Consider the following 15,747-nt stretch of genomic DNA (forward strand, 5'->3'; position numbering starts at 1 on the left):
ACCGTCTAGCCGGTATAGTATCAGAGGAGAACCGATGCCCGCCAGTACGATCGAGGAACCATGAGTCGTCCCCCTCTCGCCCGCGACGCCGTCCTCGACGCGTTCACCCGCATCCTCGTCGACGAGGGCGAACGCGCGGCGACGATGGACGCCACGGCCCGCGCCGCGGGCGTGTCGAAGGGCGGACTGCTCTACCACTTCGGTTCGAAGAGCGCCCTCGAAGAGGCCCTCGTCGCCCGCCTCGAGCAGCTCGCCCGCGACGACGTCGCCGAGATCGAGAACTCCGACGAGGGCGTGGTCGCCGCGCACCTGAGGTCGTCGCAGAACACCGGCTCGCCGCTCGACGTCACGATCCTCGCGGTCTCTCGCCTTGCGCAGAACGGCAGCGACGCGGCATCCGCGTGCCTGCGCCGCGTGCGCGAGCTGTGGGAGGAGAGCCTCCGCGCTCACACCCGCGACGAGACGGCGCTGCAGATGGTGCTGCTGGTCAGCGACGGGCTCTACTTCAACGCGGTGCTCGACCTCAACGCCGTGCCCGGCCCGACGATCGAGGGCGCCGACCTCGACAAGCTCATCGACGCCGTGGTCGCCGCCACCACCTGAGACCGCCGCGGGCCACAACCGCGATCCTGCCGATTCCGGCCGCGCAGAGCCAGAACCCGCCCAACGAACGACGAAGGGGGCCGCTCTCGCGACCCCCTCCCCCGGTACAGCTCAGGGCATCAGCCCTCAACGATGTCGATCTGGCGGAACAGGTCGGCGCCGACGGCCTCGCGCATGGCGACGAGGATCTCGTCGGGCACGGGCGAGTCGACCGTGAGCACCGAGAGGGCACGGCCGGTGGCATCCGGAGCCGCCACCTGCAGACCCGCGATGTTGATGCCGGCTTCACCCAGCTTCTGGCCGTAGATCGCCACGATGCCGGGACGGTCGGCATATCGCATGACGACGTGGTGCTGCTCGATGGGCACCTCGATCTCGTAGCCGTTGATCGAGACGACCTTGGGCACCATGCGCGTGCCGGCGAGCGTGCCCGCGACCTCGAGGGTCGAGCCGTCGGCCAGCGTGCCGCGCAGGATCGTGATGTTGCGGTAGAGGGGGCTCTCGGCCTCGACGACCAGGCGGGCCTCGACGCCGCGCTGCTCGGCGAAGAGCGGGGCGTTGACGTACGAGACGCTCTCGCTGACGATGCGGCTGAAGTATCCCTTGAGCGCTGCGAGGCGGTAGACGCTGACGTCGTACTGCGCGAGCTCGCCGCGCACCTCGATCTCGAGGCTGGTCAGGGCGCTGTCGGCGAGGCCGCTGAAGAACTGACCGAGCATCTCGACCAGCGCGATACCGGGGCGCACGAACGGGTCGATCGCACCGCCGGCGACGTTCACGGCATCCGGAACGAGATCGCCCTCGAGGGCGAGCTTGACGCTGCGCGCGACCGAGACGCCCGCCTTCTCCTGCGCCTCTTCGGTGCTGGCGCCGAGGTGCGGGGTGACGACGACGTTCGGCAGGTCGAGGAGCTTGCGGGCGGGGCCGCCCTCGGCGGGGGGCTCGGTTGAGAACACGTCGAGGCCGGCGCCGGCGATCTCACCGGTGGTGAGGGCGTCGAACAGCGCATCCTCGTCGATGAGGCCGCCGCGGGCGACGTTGATGACGTAGGCGGTCTTCTTCATGCGGCGCAGCTGCTCGGCGCCGATCATGCCGGTGGTCTCGGGCGTCTTCGGCATGTGGATCGTGACGAAGTCGCTCTGCTCGAGCAGCTCGTCGAGCGACACCAGCTGCACGCCGAGCTGCTGCGCGCGGGCGGCGGTGACATAGGGGTCGTACGCGATCACGCGCATGTCGAAGCCCTGCAGGCGCGCGGCGATGAGGGCGCCGATGCGGCCGAGGCCGATGATGCCGATCGTCTTCTCGAACAGCTCGGTACCGGTGAACGAGCTGCGCTTCCACAGGCCCTGCGCGAGCGAGGCGTGCGCGGCGGGGATGCGGCGCGCCAGGCTCAGCACGTGACCGACGGTGAGCTCGGCGGCCGAGATGATGTTCGAGGTCGGGGCGTTGACGACCATGACGCCGGCCGAGGTGGCCGCCTTGATGTCGACGTTGTCGAGGCCGACACCGGCGCGGGCGACGACCTTGAGCGACGGCGCCGCGGCGAGGGCCTCGGCGTCGATCTGGGTGGCCGAGCGCACGAGCACCGCGTGGGCGTCGGCGAGGGCCGACAGCAGCGCGGGGCGATCGGTCCCGTCGACGTTGCGCACGTCGAAGTCGGGGCCGAGCGCGTCGATCGTGGCGGGAGAGAGTTCTTCGGCGATGAGCACGACGGGCTTCGTCACGGATACGTCCTTCGAAACGGTGCTGGGGACTGACGCGCACCGTCGCACACCGCCGGCGCGAACCGGGCGCGCGACCCGTGCGGGCCGTCTGTCAGCCTAGCGCGGAGCCGTGCGGCGCCCTGACCGTGTGACGCCGCACGACGGCGCTCGGGCGCTCACCGCGAGTCGCCCGATCAGCGCGGAGCCGGGCAGACCTCGCGCCGACACCCGCCGGGCGTGCCAACACCGCGAGACTGCATCTGGCTGACGAACCCGCGTCAGCCTGACACGCAGATGTCAGCGAGATGCGGTCTCGCGTGACGAGAACCTCCGCGCGAGGAGAACGCGATCCCGGATGCCGGGACCCCGGCGTTCAGCCGCCGTAGAGGCCGTACGAGGTCGTGCCGTACCCGACGATCGCGAGCCAGAACGCGGCCGACAGCGTCAGACCTGCGAGCAGCACGATCGCGAGCTCTCCGGCCTTGCGTCGTTGCCCGATCGCGAACGAGACGCCGAAGGCGGCGAGGGGGAAGACGATCGGGAGGATGTAGACGAACCACCCGAGACCGTTGAGTCCGAGCGGACCGTTCACCTGCTGGATCAGCAGCGCGACCGAGCTCCACACCACGTAGGCGTAGAACAGGCCGAAGAAGCCGGCGATCGTGACGAGCAGCCACGTCGGAAGGACACGGGTGCGGGCGGCGGTGCTCACAGGAAGGCTCCCAACGACAGGAACGGCCACGGGATGAGCAGGATGACGCCGAGCAGCAGCAGCAGGAACCGCTGCCACGTGCGCCAGCTGCGCGTGAGCACCAGGACCGTGACGAACCACACGAGAGGGGCGAGACCGGCGCCGATGGTCAGCGCGACGATCGTGACCTGGGGAACAGGGAGTCCGAGGTCGACGAGGCGGAACCCGGCAAGCAACCAGCCCACGGCGAACAGGATGAAGGCCATCGCGATCATACCGATGCCCACGAGACCGACGTTGCCGAGGGGAGCCGAGGGCCCCGCGTGCGCCTCTTCGGCGTCGGGTGCGGGTTCGACGAGGCTTTCCGGATGCCGAACGGCCGGCGTGGTCTGCGCGGCTGCCGGTTGCAGCGGCTCGGGCTCGGGGTCGGGCTGCAGCGGCTCGGGCTCGAGCGGCTCGGGCTGCAGCGCCTCAGGCGCTGAGTCTCCGGACGCTGCGGGACGGGCTGCGCTCCCCCGGCCGGGCACGTGCTTCTCGCCGACGTCGAGAGTCGGGTCGTCGTCACCGCCCCACGAGAGGGCGTCGTCATCGCGCGGAGTGCTCACGCGACCACGCTAGCGCGGCTCCCCCGCCGCTTCGTCGCGCCCCGCCGGTCGCGGGAGGGCGCCGCATCCGGAACCACGAGACGCCGCGGAACGCCGAATGCCCCGGGGCCAGAGGCACCCGGGGCATTCGAGACGACGAGACTCAGCGCGCTGCGGAGCCCTCGACGTAGTCGGTGTCCTGCTGCTTCCACGCGAAGAGGCCGCGCAGCTCCTTGCCGGTCGCCTCGATGGGGTGACCCTGCTCCTTCTCGCGGAGCTCGAGGAACTCGGGGGCGCCCTTGTCCTGATCGGCGATGAAGCGCTCGGCGAAGGCACCCGACTGGATGTCGCTGAGCACGGCCTTCATGCTGGCCTTGACGTCGGACGAGATCACGCGCGGGCCCGAGACGTAGTCGCCGTACTCGGCCGTGTCGGAGATCGACCAGCGCTGCTTGGCGATGCCGCCCTCCCACATGAGGTCGACGATGAGCTTGAGCTCGTGCAGCACCTCGAAGTAGGCGATCTGCGGCTGGTAGCCCGCCTCGACGAGGGTCTCGAAGCCGGCCTGCACGAGGTGGCTCATGCCACCGCAGAGCACGGCCTGCTCGCCGAAGAGGTCGGTCTCGGTCTCTTCGGTGAAGGTCGTCTTGATGACGCCGGCGCGGGTGCCGCCAATCGCCTTCGCGTACGAGAGGGCGGTGTCCCAGGCCGAGCCCGAGGCGTCGCTCTCGACGGCGATGATGTCGGGGATGCCGCGGCCCGCGACGTACTCGCGACGCACGGTGTGACCGGGGGCCTTGGGGGCGACGAGGATCACGTCGACACCCTCGGGGGCGTCGATGTAGCCGAAGCGGATGTTGAAGCCGTGCGCGAAGGCGAGCGTCTTGCCCTCGGTGAGCTTGTCCTTGATCGAGTCGGCGAAGATCGAGCGCTGGTGCTGGTCGGGCGCCAGGATCATGATGAGGTCGGCCCACTCCGCGGCATCCGCGACGTTCTTGACCTCGAAGCCGTCTTCCTGCGCCTTGGCGGCCGACTTGGAGCCATCCTTGAGCGCGATGACGACCTGGACACCCGAGTCGCGCAGGTTCTGCGCGTGGGCGTGACCCTGCGAGCCGTAGCCGACGATCGCGACCTTCTTGCCCTGGATGATCGAGAGGTCGGCGTCGTCGTCGTAGAAGATCTCTGCCATGAGGATGTTTCTCCTTGTGTGAGGTCCCCGAGCTTGTCGAAGGGACCGGGGGTTTGTGGGAGGTGTGAAGTTCGGGGTGTCGGGCCCTTCGACAGGCTCAGGGACCGACGGGTTCGGGGTGTCGGGCCCTTCGACAGGCTCAGGGACCGACGGGTTCGGGGTGTCGGGCCCTTCGACAGGCTCAGGGACCGACGCGTTCGGGGTGTCGGGCCCTTCGACAGGCTCAGGGACCGACGGGTTCAGCCGCGCAGGACGCGCTCGGTGATGCTCTTGCCGCCGCGGCCGACGGCGAGCAGGCCCGACTGCGCGAGCTCCTTCACGCCGAACGGCTCGATCGCCTTCAGGAAGGCGGCGACCTTGCCCGAGTCGCCGGTGATCTCGATCACGATGGCGTCGGGGGCGTAGTCGACGACCGACGCGCGGAAGAGGTTGACGACCTCGAGCACGTTGGAGCGGCTCGCGTTGTCGGCGCGCACCTTCACGAGCACGTGCTCGCGCTGCACGGAGCTGGCGGCGTCGAGCTCGACGATCTTGATGACGTTGATGAGCTTGTTCAGCTGCTTGGTCACCTGCTCGAGCGGCAGACCTTCGACGTCGACGACGACCGTGATGCGCGACAGGCCCGGCACCTCGGTGACGCCCACGGCGAGCGACTCGATGTTGAAGCCGCGACGGGCGAACAGGCCCGCGACGCGGGTCAGCAGACCCGGCTTGTCCTCGACGAGGAGGCTCAGAACGTGACGAGACATCTCAGTCCTCCTGCTCGTTGAAGGCGGGCGAGTGGTCGCGCGCGTACTGGACGTAGCTGTTGCTGACGCCCTGCGGCACCATCGGCCACACCATCGCGTCGGCGCTCACGACGAAGTCGATCACGACCGGGCGGTCGTTCGTGTCGAGGGCGAGCTGGATCGCCGCGTCGATCTCGTCTTCCTTCTCGACGCGGATCGCCAGGCATCCGTAGGCCTCGGCGAGCTTCACGAAGTCGGGGATGCGACGCGTGCCGTGTCCCGTGTTCAGGTCGGTGTTGGAGTGGCGGCCGTCGAAGAACAGCGTCTGCCACTGGCGCACCATGCCCAGCGAGGAGTTGTTGATGATCGCGACCTTGATCGGGATGTCGTTGATGACGCAGGTCGCGAGCTCCTGGTTGGTCATCTGGAAGCAGCCGTCGCCGTCGATCGCCCAGACGGCGCGGTCGGGCTGGGCCACCTTGGCGCCCATGGCCGCCGGAACGGCGTAGCCCATGGTGCCGGCGCCGCCCGAGTTGAGCCACGCGTTGGGGCGCTCGTACTTGATGAACTGCGCCGCCCACATCTGGTGCTGGCCCACGCCCGAAGCGTAGACGCCCTCGGGACCGGTCATCTCGCCGATGCGCTGGATCACGTACTGCGGCGAGAGCAGCCCGTCGGTGGTCGGCGTGTACCCGAGCGGGAACTCCTCGCGGAGGCCGTTCAGGTAAGTCCACCACTCGGTGTAGTCGTGCGGGTTCTCGGCGTCGGCGGCGCGGAAGGCGGCGTCGAGGTCGACGAGCACGTCCTTCAGGTCGCCCACGATCGGCACGTCGGCCGTGCGGATCTTCGAGATCTCGGCGGGGTCGATGTCGACGTGCACCACCTGCGCGTTCGGGGCGAACAGCGCCGCCTTGCCGGTCACGCGGTCGTCGAAACGGGCACCGAGCGACACGAGCAGGTCGCTCTCCTGCAGGGCGAGCACCGCGGGCACGGTGCCATGCATGCCCGGCATGCCGAGGTGCTGCTCGTGCGAGTCGGGGAACGCCCCGCGCGCCATGAGCGTCGTGACCACCGGGGCACCGGTCGCCTCGGCCAGCACCTTCAGCTCGGCCGCGGCGTTGGCGCGGATCGTGCCGCCGCCCACGTACAGCACGGGCTTCTTCGCGGTGGCGAGCAGCTGGGCCGCGGCCTGGATCTGCTTGCCGTGTGCCTTGGTGACCGGCCGGTAGCCGGGCAGCTCGATCCTGGGCGGCCACACGAACGGCGCTTCGGCCTGCTGGGCGTCCTTCGTGATGTCGACGAGCACGGGGCCGGGGCGCCCGGTCGAGGCGATCTCGAAGGCCGCCGCGATCGCGCCGGGGATCTCGTCGGCCGACTTCACCAGGAACGAGTGCTTGGTGATCGGCATGGTGATGCCGACGATGTCGGCCTCCTGGAAGGCGTCCGTTCCCATGAGGGTCGAGAACACCTGGCCGGTGATGCAGACCAGCGGCACCGAGTCCATGTAGGCGTCGGCGATCGCGGTGACCAGGTTGGTCGCACCGGGGCCCGACGTCGCGATGGCGACGCCGACCTTGCCCGAGGCGGCGGCGTAGCCCTCGGCCGCGTGGCCGGCGCCCTGCTCGTGACGCACGAGGATGTGGCGCACGTGCTCGTCGTCCATGAGCGGGTCGTAGACGGGCATGATCGCCCCGCCCGGCAGACCGAACACGTCAGTGACGCCGAGCAGGTCGAGCGAGCGGACGACCGCCTGCGCACCCGTCATCACGGGCGCGGCAGCGGCGCGGGCGGGCGGCCGGGGAATGGCTGCCGTGGAGGAATCGATGGACATGGGAGTACCTCGAGAACCGGGAGAAAGGTGAGAAGGGGGACGGCCGTCAGCACGTGACAGCGCCCTCGGCGGCGGAGTGCACGAGCTTGGAGTACTTGGCCAGAACGCCACGGGTATAGCGCGGGGGAAGCGGTTCCCAGCCTTCACGGCGGGAACTCAGCTCGGCGTCATCGACGATCAAGTCGAGAGTGCGAGCGGCGATATCGACCCGTATCAGATCACCATCGCGCACGAAGGCGATGGGACCTGCGTCCACCGCTTCGGGAGCTATGTGGCCGATGCACAGGCCGGTTGTGCCGCCTGAGAATCGTCCGTCCGTCAACAGTAGTACATCTTTTCCGAGGCCCGCGCCCTTGATGGCCGCGGTGATCGCGAGCATCTCGCGCATGCCGGGGCCGCCCTTGGGGCCCTCGTATCGGATGACCACGACGTCGCCGGCGGCGATCTCGCCCGCCTCGAGGGCGTCCATTGCCCCGCGCTCGCGCTCGAACACGCGGGCCGGACCCTCGAAGACGTTTCCGTCGAAGCCGGCCGACTTGACGACGGCCCCCTCGGGGGCCATCGATCCGTGCAGGATCGTGATGCCGCCGGTGGCGTGGATCGGGTCGTTGAACGAGTGGATGACCTTGCCGTCGACCGGGTCGGGGTTCAGGTCGGCGAGGTTCTCGGCGAGGGTCTTGCCCGTGACGGTGAGCGCGTCACCGTGCAGCAGGCCCTCGTCGAGCATGGCCTTCATGATCACCGGGATGCCGCCGTGGCGGTCGACGTCGTTCATCACGTACTGGCCGAAGGGCTTCATGTCGGCCACGTGCGGCGTCCGGTCGCCGATGCGGTTGAAGTCGTGCAGGTTCAGCTCGACCTCGGCCTCGTTCGCGATGGCGAGCAGGTGCAGCACGACGTTGGTCGAGCCGCCGAGCGCCATGGCGAGGGCGATGGCGTTCTCGAACGCCTCTTTGGTGAGGATGTCGCGCGTGGTGATGCCCTGACGCAGCAGGTTGACCACGGCCTCGCCCGAGCGGTGCGCGAAGTAGTCGCGGCGGCGGTCGGCCGAGGGCGGGGCGGCGGAGCCGGGGAGGCTGAGGCCGAGGGCCTCGGCGACGGATGCCATGGTGTTGGCGGTGTACATACCACCGCACGCGCCCTCACCGGGGGCGATCGCGCACTCGATGCGCTTGAGGTCGGCCTCGCTCATCTTGCCCGCGAGGCACGCGCCCACGGCCTCGAACGAGTCGATGATCGTGACGTCTTTCTCGGTGCCGTCGCTGAGCTTGACCCAGCCCGGGGCGATGGAGCCGGCGTAGAGGAAGACGCTCGAGAGATCGAGGCGGGCGGATGCCATGAGCATGCCGGGGATCGACTTGTCGCAGCCCGCGAGCAGCACGGAGCCGTCGAGGCGCTCGGCCATCATGACGGTCTCGACGCTGTCGGCGATGACCTCGCGCGACACGAGCGAGAAGTGCATGCCCTCGTGGCCCATCGAGATGCCGTCGGAGACGGAGATGGTGCCGAACTGCAGCGGGTAGCCGCCGCCGGCGTGCACGCCCTCTTTCGCGCCCTGCGCGAGGCGGTCGAGGCTGAGGTTGCAGGGGGTGATCTCGTTCCAGCTCGACGCGATGCCGATCTGGGGCTTGTCCCAGTCCTCGTCACCCATGCCGACGGCGCGGAGCATTCCGCGCGACGTGGTGGCTTCGATGCCATCGGTGACGACGCGACTGCGGGGCTTGATGTCGAATTCGCCGGTGTTCGGATTCTGCGGTGCGGGCATTCTCGAAGTCTATTGCGCGGGTACGACACCCGATGCTCCGCAGACCCGTGAACGCTCGATTAATCGGCGTCCGCGGGTGCGCGGACCATCGGTCTACGAGATGTGGGCTCGGCGCAGGCGTGCCACGTTCTCGAGCACCTCGACGAACGCGTCGATGTCGGGAACCCGCAGCGTCGCAGCGGTCTCTCCCCCGCCGATGCGCACGCCGAGGTCGCCCGGGCCGAGCGAGCCGAGGGCGTCTTCGTCGGTGACGTCGTCGCCCGCGAAGAGCACCGAGGTCGCGGCGACGCGTTCGCGCAGGTGCGCGACGGCGGAGTCCTTGCCCTCGTGGCGGAACGAGAACTCGAGGATGTCGTGCCCGGTGCGACGCCGCCACGAGGGCGCCTCGGCGGCGAGCAGCTCGTCGGCCCGCTGCTGCGCGGCGGTCGAGGCCGCGGCATCCGCGGTGCGGGTGTGGATGCCGAGACCGAACTGCTTCGGCTCCACGCGCACCCCCGCCAGGTCGGCGACGGCGTCACGGATCTCGGCGGTCAGCCTGTCGCGCAGGGCGAGATCGTCGGAGTCGTCGCTCGACTCCCCCGCGCCCGTGCCGGGCTCCCACGACTCCGCGCCGTGCGATCCCATGAGCCACCACGGCGACGAGTCGTCGTGCTCGGCGATCTCGCGCAGGTCGGCGAGCGTGCGGCCCGACACGAGCGCGACAGTGGTGCGCGGCAGGGCGGCCAGGGAATCGAGCGCCGCACGGGCACCCGGAGTCATCCGCGCCGACATCGGCTCGTCGACCAGCGGCGAGAGGGTGCCGTCGAAGTCGAGCGCGATCAGCAGGGTGTCGGTCGTGGCGACCGCCTCGATCGTGGCGTCCGCGGCGGTCACGCGGCATCCACCCCCCTGCTTGCACTCGGGGCGCTCGCGAGTGCGGCGGTCATCCGGCGTCCGTCTCGTCGATGGGCTCGCGCTCGGGCGTCGACCCGTCGTCGTCGCGGGTGATCTGTTCGGCGGCGGCGCGCGACGACTTCTCGTGGAACACCGAGAGCGCCTCGAGGAAGTCCTGCGACCAGTCCTCGACATCGTGGTCGCGCACGCGCTTGCGCAGCGCCCGCATGCGACGCCCCTGCTCGGCGGCGGGCATGTCGATCGCCCGCATGATCTGGTCTTTCAGACCGTCGATGTCGTGCGGGTTGATGAGCAGCGCACTGCCCATCTCGTCGGCGGCACCGGCGAACTCGCTCAGCACGAGCACGCCGCGGTTGTCGATGCGACTGGCCACGTACTCCTTCGCCACGAGGTTCATGCCGTCGCGCAGGGCGGTGACGAGCATGACGTCGGCGGCGAGGAAGAGGGCGACCATCTCTTCGCGCGGATACGACTGGTGCAGGTAGCGAATCGCGGTGTGCGTGGTCGTGTCGTAGTCGCCGTTGATGCGACCGACGGTCATCTCGATCTCGTCGCGCAGCTGCACGTACGCTTCGACGCGTTCGCGGCTGGGGCTGGCGACCTGCACGAGGGTCGCGTCTTCGACGCTCGCTCGTCCGTCCTCGAGCAGTTCGCCCCAGGCCTTCAGGCGGTGGCGGATGCCCTTGGTGTAGTCGAGGCGGTCGACGCCGAGCAGGATCTTGCGCGGGTTTCCGAGTCCCTCGCGGATCTCCTTCGCGCGCTGCTGGATCTCGGGCTTCTGGGCGAGCTCGATGTACGACTCGGCGTCGATCGAGATCGGGAACGCCTTCGCCAGCGCGACGCGGGTGCCGCCCTCGGCATCCGGAACGAGGATGCCGCTGGCCTTGGTCTCGTAGCGCAGCTGGCGGCGCACCGCGCGGGCGAAGTTGCCGGCATCCGCCACCCGCTGGAAACCGATCACGTCGGCGCCGAGCAGCCCCTCGAGCACCTGCTTGCGCCACGGGAGCTGCGCGTACAGCCCGTACGCGGGGAACGGGATGTGGTGGAAGTAGCCGATCGTGAGGTCGGGGCGCATCTCGCGGAGCATCTTCGGCACCAGCTGCAGCTGGTAGTCCTGCACCCACACGATGCCGCTGTCGGCGGTCACGTCGGCGGCGGCCTGGGCGAAGCGCTGGTTGACCTTGACGTAGGCGTCCCACCAGGCGCGCTTGTACGTGGGCTCGGCGATCACGTCGTGGTAGAGCGGCCAGATCGTGTCGTTCGAGAAGCCCTCGTAGTACAACTGCACGTCGGAGGCCGACAGGGTCACCGGAACGAGATGGGTGCCGTCGAAGTCGAAGGGCTCGACGGTGACGTCGGCCTGCCCGGCCCACCCCACCCATGCGCCCTCAGCGCTGCGCATGACGGGTTCGAGAGCGGTGACGAGACCGCCCGGTGAGCGTCTCCACCCCTCGCCGTCGGGGGTGCGATCGACGGGCAGACGGTTGGCGACGACGACGAAATCGGCCTGGGTCACAGGTCCTCCTCGGGGGATCGTCCTCAGGCTAACAGCGGGCCCGATCCGCGCACGGGGGTGGACGGGATGCGATATGTCCGTTCCATCGGTCGATGCTCGTCCTGTCAAGGTGCGGCAGCGGATCGACCTGCTCGATAGGTTGGGCGCATGCGGCAGTACATCTTCGGAACCGGTCTCCTCAGCGCCATCACCGGCGGCGTCACGCTCTTGCGCGGCCTCAAGAACGACGAGCCGTTCACGTGGCGCACCGCGCTGGCGTGGCTCAGCTGGGGAATCACCCTCGCCCTCGCCGTCGGCGCGGTGGTCGACACCCGTCGCGCACGCCGTGGCCGCACGATCGCCGGCGACTCCCCCGTCCAGAAGAAGCAGGCCAAGCTGCTGAAGAAGCGCCTCGCGCGCTGAGCGCTCACCACCATCGGTTTCCGGATGCCGCGGCCTCGAGGTCGCGGCATCCGTTCGTTTCGGCCTGGCCCTAGCGGGTGAGGATCAGCGCGTCGCCCTGACCGCCGCCTCCGCACAGCGCCACCGCGGCCGTGCCGCCGCCGCGACGCACCAGCTCGTGCACCGCGTGGACGACGAGCCGGTTGCCCGAGGCGCCGATGGGGTGACCGATCGCGATGCCGCCACCGTGCGGGTTGACGACCTCGTCGGAGACGCCGAGCTCGGCCTGCGACCGCGCGACCACGGCCCCGAAGGCCTCGTTGATCTCGATGAGGTCGAGGTCGGACGCCGCGATGCCCTGCTTCTCGAGCGCCTTCGCGATCGCGCGGGCGGGCTGGGCGTGCAGGGAGTTGTCGGGGCCGGCGACCTGACCGGACGCTCCGAGCACGGCGAGCACGTCCCAGCCGCGCTCGTCGGCGATCGCACGGGTGGTGACGACCACCGCCGAGGCGCCGTCGGAGATCTGCGAGGCGTTGCCCGCGGTGATCGAGCCGCCCTCCGCGAAGGCGGGACGCAGCTTGGCGAGCGTCTCGACCGTCGTGTCGGCGCGGATGCCCTCATCGGCGGTGACGACGACCGGTCCCTGAGCCTGTCGAAGGGCGCCCTTTCGCTGCGGGATCGACACCGGCACGATCTCGGCGTCGAAGACGCCCTCGGCTTGCGCTGCGGCGGCACGCTGGTGGGAGCGTGCGGCCACGGTGTCCTGGGCTTCGCGGGTGACCTCGTATCGAGCGTTCGCGCGCTCGGTCGAGGCGCCCATGCTCTCGCGGTCGTAGGCGTCGGTGAGGCCGTCGTACGCCATGTGGTCGAGCACCTCGACGGAACCGTAGGCGTAGCCGTCGCGCGAGTTCATCAACAGGTGCGGGGCGCGGGTCATCGACTCCATGCCCGCGGCGACGACCACCGTCGCATCGCCGAGGCGCAGCATGCGCGCGGCGTCGATGATCGCGGTGAGGCCCGACAGGCAGACCTTGTTGATGGTGGCGCTGTGCACGTCCCAGCCGATGCCCGCTTCGATCGCGGCCTGGCGCGCGGCGTTCTGCCCCGCTCCGGCCTGCAGCACCTGCCCCACGAGCACGGCGTCGACGGCATCGGCCGGAATACCGCCGCGCTCGAGCGCCCCGCGGATGGCGGCAGCGCCCAGCTGCACGGCGGTGAGCGGGGCGAGCTGCCCCTTCAGGCGGCCCTGCGGGGTGCGGGCGGCGGCGACGATGACGACGTCGTTCTGTGCGCTCATGCGTGCTGCTCCTCAGCGAGTCGGACGGTCAAGGCGGGTTCGGTTGCGGCCCGCACCTCATCGACGCTCACCCCGGGGGCGAGCTCGACGAGCACAAGGCCATCCTCCGTCACATCGATGACGGCGAGGTCGGTGATGATGCGGTCGACGACGCCGCGGCCGGTGAGCGGCAGCGAGCACTCGTCGACGATCTTCGGCGAGCCGTCTCGGGCGACGTGCTCCATCAGCACGATCACGCGGGCGGCGCCGTGGACGAGATCCATCGCCCCGCCGGGGCCCTTCACCATCTTTCCGGGGATCATCCAGTTGGCCAGGTCTCCGGATGCCGACACCTGCATCGCCCCGAGGATGGCAGCGTCGATCTTGCCACCGCGGATCATCCCGAAGCTCAGGGCCGAGTCGAAGAACGCCGACCCCGGGAGGGTGGTCACGGTCTCTTTGCCGGCGTTGATGAGGTCGGCATCCACCGCGTCTTCGGTCGGATAGGGACCGACGCCGAGGATGCCGTTCTCGGACTGCAGCACGACCGTCACTCCGTCGGGCACGTAGTTCGGGACCAGGGTGGGCAGGCCGATGCCGAGGTTGACGTAGGCGCCGTCGGCGAGCTCGCGAGCGGCGCGGGCGGCCATCTCGGTGCGGGACAGGGGCATGTCAGTTCTCCTCCGTGACGGTCGTGCGCGGTGCGATGCCGGGTCCCTGATCGCGAGGTCCCTGAGCCTGTCGAAGGGACCGGGCGCCACGCGAGCAAGGTCCCTGAGCCTGTCGAAGGGACCGGGGCCCGCAGCTCCGCGTGATCACTGCTCCCCCTCCCGAACAGTGCGCTTCTCGATGCGCTTCGGGATGTCGGGCCCGACCTCGACGATGCGGTGCACGTAGACGCCGGGCAGGTGCACGGCATCCGGGTCGAGCTCTCCGGGTTCGACGAGGTGCTCCACCTGCACGATGCAGGTGCGTCCGGCCATCGCGGCGAGGGGGTTGAAGGCGCGCGCGGCCTTGCGGAAGACGAGGTTGCCGTGGCGGTCGCCCTTGTGGGCGTGCACGAGCGAGAAGTCGGTGGTGATGGCTTCTTCGAGCACGAACTCGCGTTGCTCGCCGTTCACGTCGAAGGTGCGCACGTCTTTGACCGGGGATGCCACGGCGATGCGGCCGGCGCCGTCGTAGCGACGCGGCAGGCCACCCTCGGCGACCTGCGTGCCCACACCGGTCTGCGTGTAGAAGGCTGCGATGCCCGACCCGCCGGCCCGCAGCTTCTCGGCGAGGGTGCCCTGCGGGGTGAGCTCGAGTTCGAGTTCGCCGGAGAGGAACTGCCGCTCGAACTCCTTGTTCTCGCCGACGTACGACGAGGTCATCTTGCGGATGCGACCGGCCCCGAGCAGAATGCCGAGCCCCCAGTCGTCGACGCCGCAGTTGTTCGACACGACCGAGAGGTCGCGGGTCCCCTGGGCGAGCAGCGCCTCGATCAAGGCGATGGGGTTGCCCGAGAGGCCGAACCCGCCGACGGCGAGAGACGCCCCGTCGGGGATGTCGGCGACGGCCTCGGCGGCTGAGGCGACGGTCTTGTCGATCACGCGAACTCCTTCGTAGCGGCGTCCCTCCACCTTGCGGTGCGACCGGATGCGGTCGCGAGTCGCTTCTTGTCATGTGGATGCCGCGAGGCGTAGCGTCCACATCGTGGACACACCGAGGCAAGAAGTCGACGTCAGCGCGACGGGCATCCCCCACGCCGCGCACGGATCTGCGCGGAAGGCGGGGACCCCCGTTCCCGGAGCGCAGGCCATCGCGCGCGCGGCGCACCTGCTGCGCCTGGTGACGGCGGCCGGTGACACCGGCGCCTCGGTCGCAGACCTCGCCCACGACGCCGACCTGACCCGCCCGACCGCTCATCGCCTGCTCAGCGCCCTCCGCGTCGAAGGTCTCGTCGACCGCGACGATGCGACCGGGCACTGGCTCCCGGGGCCCGAGCTCTACCTGATGGGCAGCGTCGCGGCATCCCGCTTCGACATCACGGCGACCGCGCGCGACATCGTGCGCTCGCTCGCCGTGCGCACCGAGGAGAGCGCCTTCCTCTCGGTGCGGCGCGGCGACGAGACCGTCTGCCTCGTGCGCGAGGACGGCAGCTTCCCCATCCGCTCGTTCGTGCTCTTTGAGGGCGTGAGGTTCCCCCTCGGCGTCGCATCGGCGGGGCTGGCGATCCTCGCGTTCCTCCCACCTCCGGATGTGGATGCCTACCTCGAGCGCCACCCGGAACTCGTCGAGCGGTGGGGAGCCTCCCACTCCCCCGCTCGACTGCGCACGCGCATCGCCGACACGCAGGCCCGGGGCTACGCGGTGAACCCCGGCCTGATCGTCGAGGGCAGCTGGGGCGTGGGCGCCGCCGTCTTCACGCGCACCGGCGACCCGCAGTGGGCACTGAGCCTGACCGGGGTCGAGTTCCGCTTCGGCGGTGAGCGACTCGCCGAACTCGGGCGGATCCTTCTGGCGCACGCCCACCAGCTGTCGACGCGGATCGCCGCGCGGTAGTCGCAGCGCGCCAGACCCTCGCCGCACGCGGCATCCTCCATTTAG

General features: G+C 69.9%; 15 protein-coding genes. 3 read left to right on the forward strand and 12 right to left on the reverse strand.

The features are described 5' to 3' along the window. The first annotated feature begins 60 nt into the window (after nucleotides 1–60). Nucleotides 61–603, forward strand: coding sequence for a TetR/AcrR family transcriptional regulator (locus RWH43_RS08465; protein ID WP_144834830.1), 543 nt, complete (start codon nucleotides 61–63; stop codon nucleotides 601–603). Nucleotides 604–722: 119 nt separating this feature from the next. On the opposite strand, the gene serA is transcribed toward RWH43_RS08465, so the two are convergent. The 9 genes from serA to otsA all read right to left on the reverse strand — a co-directional run bounded on the left by serA (nucleotide 723) and on the right by otsA (nucleotide 11,504). Then, the gene (serA, locus tag RWH43_RS08470) at nucleotides 723–2,327 is read right to left on the reverse strand and encodes a phosphoglycerate dehydrogenase (RefSeq protein ID WP_144834828.1); all 1,605 of its coding nucleotides are present in this window, start codon (nucleotides 2,325–2,327) and stop codon (nucleotides 723–725) included. 352 nt (nucleotides 2,328–2,679) lie between these two features. Further along, nucleotides 2,680–3,018 carry a bacitracin resistance protein gene (locus RWH43_RS08475; RefSeq protein ID WP_316001217.1) on the reverse strand — a complete coding sequence of 113 codons (339 nt, stop codon included), beginning with the start codon at nucleotides 3,016–3,018 and terminating at the stop codon, nucleotides 2,680–2,682. Beyond that, on the reverse strand, nucleotides 3,015–3,602 hold the full coding sequence (locus RWH43_RS08480) for a DNA polymerase III subunit gamma/tau (protein WP_316001218.1): 588 nt from the start codon (nucleotides 3,600–3,602) through the stop codon (nucleotides 3,015–3,017). The genes RWH43_RS08475 and RWH43_RS08480 overlap by 4 nt, the downstream gene beginning before the upstream one ends. Before the next feature lie 142 nt (nucleotides 3,603–3,744). Continuing rightward, nucleotides 3,745–4,770, reverse strand: coding sequence for a ketol-acid reductoisomerase (ilvC, locus tag RWH43_RS08485; RefSeq protein WP_144834822.1), 1,026 nt, complete (start codon nucleotides 4,768–4,770; stop codon nucleotides 3,745–3,747). Nucleotides 4,771–5,009: 239 nt separating this feature from the next. Next, nucleotides 5,010–5,519 (reverse strand): acetolactate synthase small subunit, encoded by a 510-nt coding sequence (gene ilvN, locus RWH43_RS08490; protein ID WP_144834820.1) that lies wholly within the window; start codon nucleotides 5,517–5,519, stop codon nucleotides 5,010–5,012. Between the two features lies 1 nt (nucleotide 5,520). Beyond that, a complete protein-coding gene (locus tag RWH43_RS08495; protein ID WP_316001219.1) occupies nucleotides 5,521–7,329 on the reverse strand; it encodes an acetolactate synthase large subunit in 1,809 nt (602 codons plus the stop codon). Between the two features lie 46 nt (nucleotides 7,330–7,375). Further along, on the reverse strand, nucleotides 7,376–9,094 hold the full coding sequence (gene ilvD / locus RWH43_RS08500; protein ID WP_316001220.1) for a dihydroxy-acid dehydratase: 1,719 nt from the start codon (nucleotides 9,092–9,094) through the stop codon (nucleotides 7,376–7,378). A gap of 93 nt (nucleotides 9,095–9,187) precedes the next feature. Beyond that, nucleotides 9,188–9,967 carry a trehalose-phosphatase gene (gene otsB / locus RWH43_RS08505; RefSeq protein WP_230704775.1) on the reverse strand — a complete coding sequence of 260 codons (780 nt, stop codon included), beginning with the start codon at nucleotides 9,965–9,967 and terminating at the stop codon, nucleotides 9,188–9,190. 49 nt (nucleotides 9,968–10,016) lie between these two features. Next, on the reverse strand, nucleotides 10,017–11,504 hold the full coding sequence (gene otsA / locus RWH43_RS08510) for an alpha,alpha-trehalose-phosphate synthase (UDP-forming) (protein ID WP_230704776.1): 1,488 nt from the start codon (nucleotides 11,502–11,504) through the stop codon (nucleotides 10,017–10,019). A gap of 147 nt (nucleotides 11,505–11,651) precedes the next feature. Here otsA and RWH43_RS08515 point away from each other — a divergent pair, with 147 nt between their 5' ends. Further along, nucleotides 11,652–11,906 (forward strand): protein BatD, encoded by a 255-nt coding sequence (locus tag RWH43_RS08515; protein ID WP_144834812.1) that lies wholly within the window; start codon nucleotides 11,652–11,654, stop codon nucleotides 11,904–11,906. 70 nt (nucleotides 11,907–11,976) lie between these two features. On the opposite strand, the gene RWH43_RS08520 is transcribed toward RWH43_RS08515, so the two are convergent. The 3 genes from RWH43_RS08520 to RWH43_RS08530 all read right to left on the reverse strand — a co-directional run bounded on the left by RWH43_RS08520 (nucleotide 11,977) and on the right by RWH43_RS08530 (nucleotide 14,750). Beyond that, nucleotides 11,977–13,182 carry an acetyl-CoA C-acetyltransferase gene (locus tag RWH43_RS08520; RefSeq protein WP_316001221.1) on the reverse strand — a complete coding sequence of 402 codons (1,206 nt, stop codon included), beginning with the start codon at nucleotides 13,180–13,182 and terminating at the stop codon, nucleotides 11,977–11,979. Continuing rightward, nucleotides 13,179–13,832: a CoA transferase subunit B gene (locus RWH43_RS08525; RefSeq protein ID WP_187358391.1), complete on the reverse strand. Its 654-nt coding sequence runs from the start codon at nucleotides 13,830–13,832 to the stop codon at nucleotides 13,179–13,181. Before RWH43_RS08525 ends, RWH43_RS08520 begins: the two co-directional genes overlap by 4 nt. Nucleotides 13,833–13,976: 144 nt before the next feature. Continuing rightward, a complete protein-coding gene (locus tag RWH43_RS08530) occupies nucleotides 13,977–14,750 on the reverse strand; it encodes a CoA transferase subunit A (protein WP_154096450.1) in 774 nt (257 codons plus the stop codon). A 145-nt stretch (nucleotides 14,751–14,895) separates the two neighbouring features. Between RWH43_RS08530 and RWH43_RS08535 the strand changes: the two genes are divergently transcribed. Next, on the forward strand, nucleotides 14,896–15,702 hold the full coding sequence (locus tag RWH43_RS08535; RefSeq protein WP_316001337.1) for an IclR family transcriptional regulator: 807 nt from the start codon (nucleotides 14,896–14,898) through the stop codon (nucleotides 15,700–15,702). The last annotated feature ends 45 nt before the right edge of the window (nucleotides 15,703–15,747 follow it).

Source organism: Microbacterium algihabitans, from assembly GCF_032464975.1.
In the GTDB taxonomy this organism is placed as follows: Bacteria; Actinomycetota; Actinomycetes; order Actinomycetales; family Microbacteriaceae; genus Microbacterium; species Microbacterium algihabitans.

Excerpts from the sequence above, each read along its gene's own strand:
- RWH43_RS08465 (WP_144834830.1), top strand. The coding sequence starts at position 61 with ATGAGTCGTCCCCCTCTCGCCCGCGACGCCGTCCTCGACGCGTTCACC.
- ilvC (WP_144834822.1), bottom strand. The coding sequence starts at position 4,770 with ATGGCAGAGATCTTCTACGACGACGACGCCGACCTCTCGATCATCCAG.
- ilvN (WP_144834820.1), bottom strand. The coding sequence starts at position 5,519 with ATGTCTCGTCACGTTCTGAGCCTCCTCGTCGAGGACAAGCCGGGTCTG.
- RWH43_RS08495 (WP_316001219.1), bottom strand. The coding sequence starts at position 7,329 with ATGTCCATCGATTCCTCCACGGCAGCCATTCCCCGGCCGCCCGCCCGC.
- ilvD (WP_316001220.1), bottom strand. The coding sequence starts at position 9,094 with ATGCCCGCACCGCAGAATCCGAACACCGGCGAATTCGACATCAAGCCC.
- RWH43_RS08515 (WP_144834812.1), top strand. The coding sequence starts at position 11,652 with ATGCGGCAGTACATCTTCGGAACCGGTCTCCTCAGCGCCATCACCGGC.
- RWH43_RS08520 (WP_316001221.1), bottom strand. The coding sequence starts at position 13,182 with ATGAGCGCACAGAACGACGTCGTCATCGTCGCCGCCGCCCGCACCCCG.
- RWH43_RS08525 (WP_187358391.1), bottom strand. The coding sequence starts at position 13,832 with ATGCCCCTGTCCCGCACCGAGATGGCCGCCCGCGCCGCTCGCGAGCTC.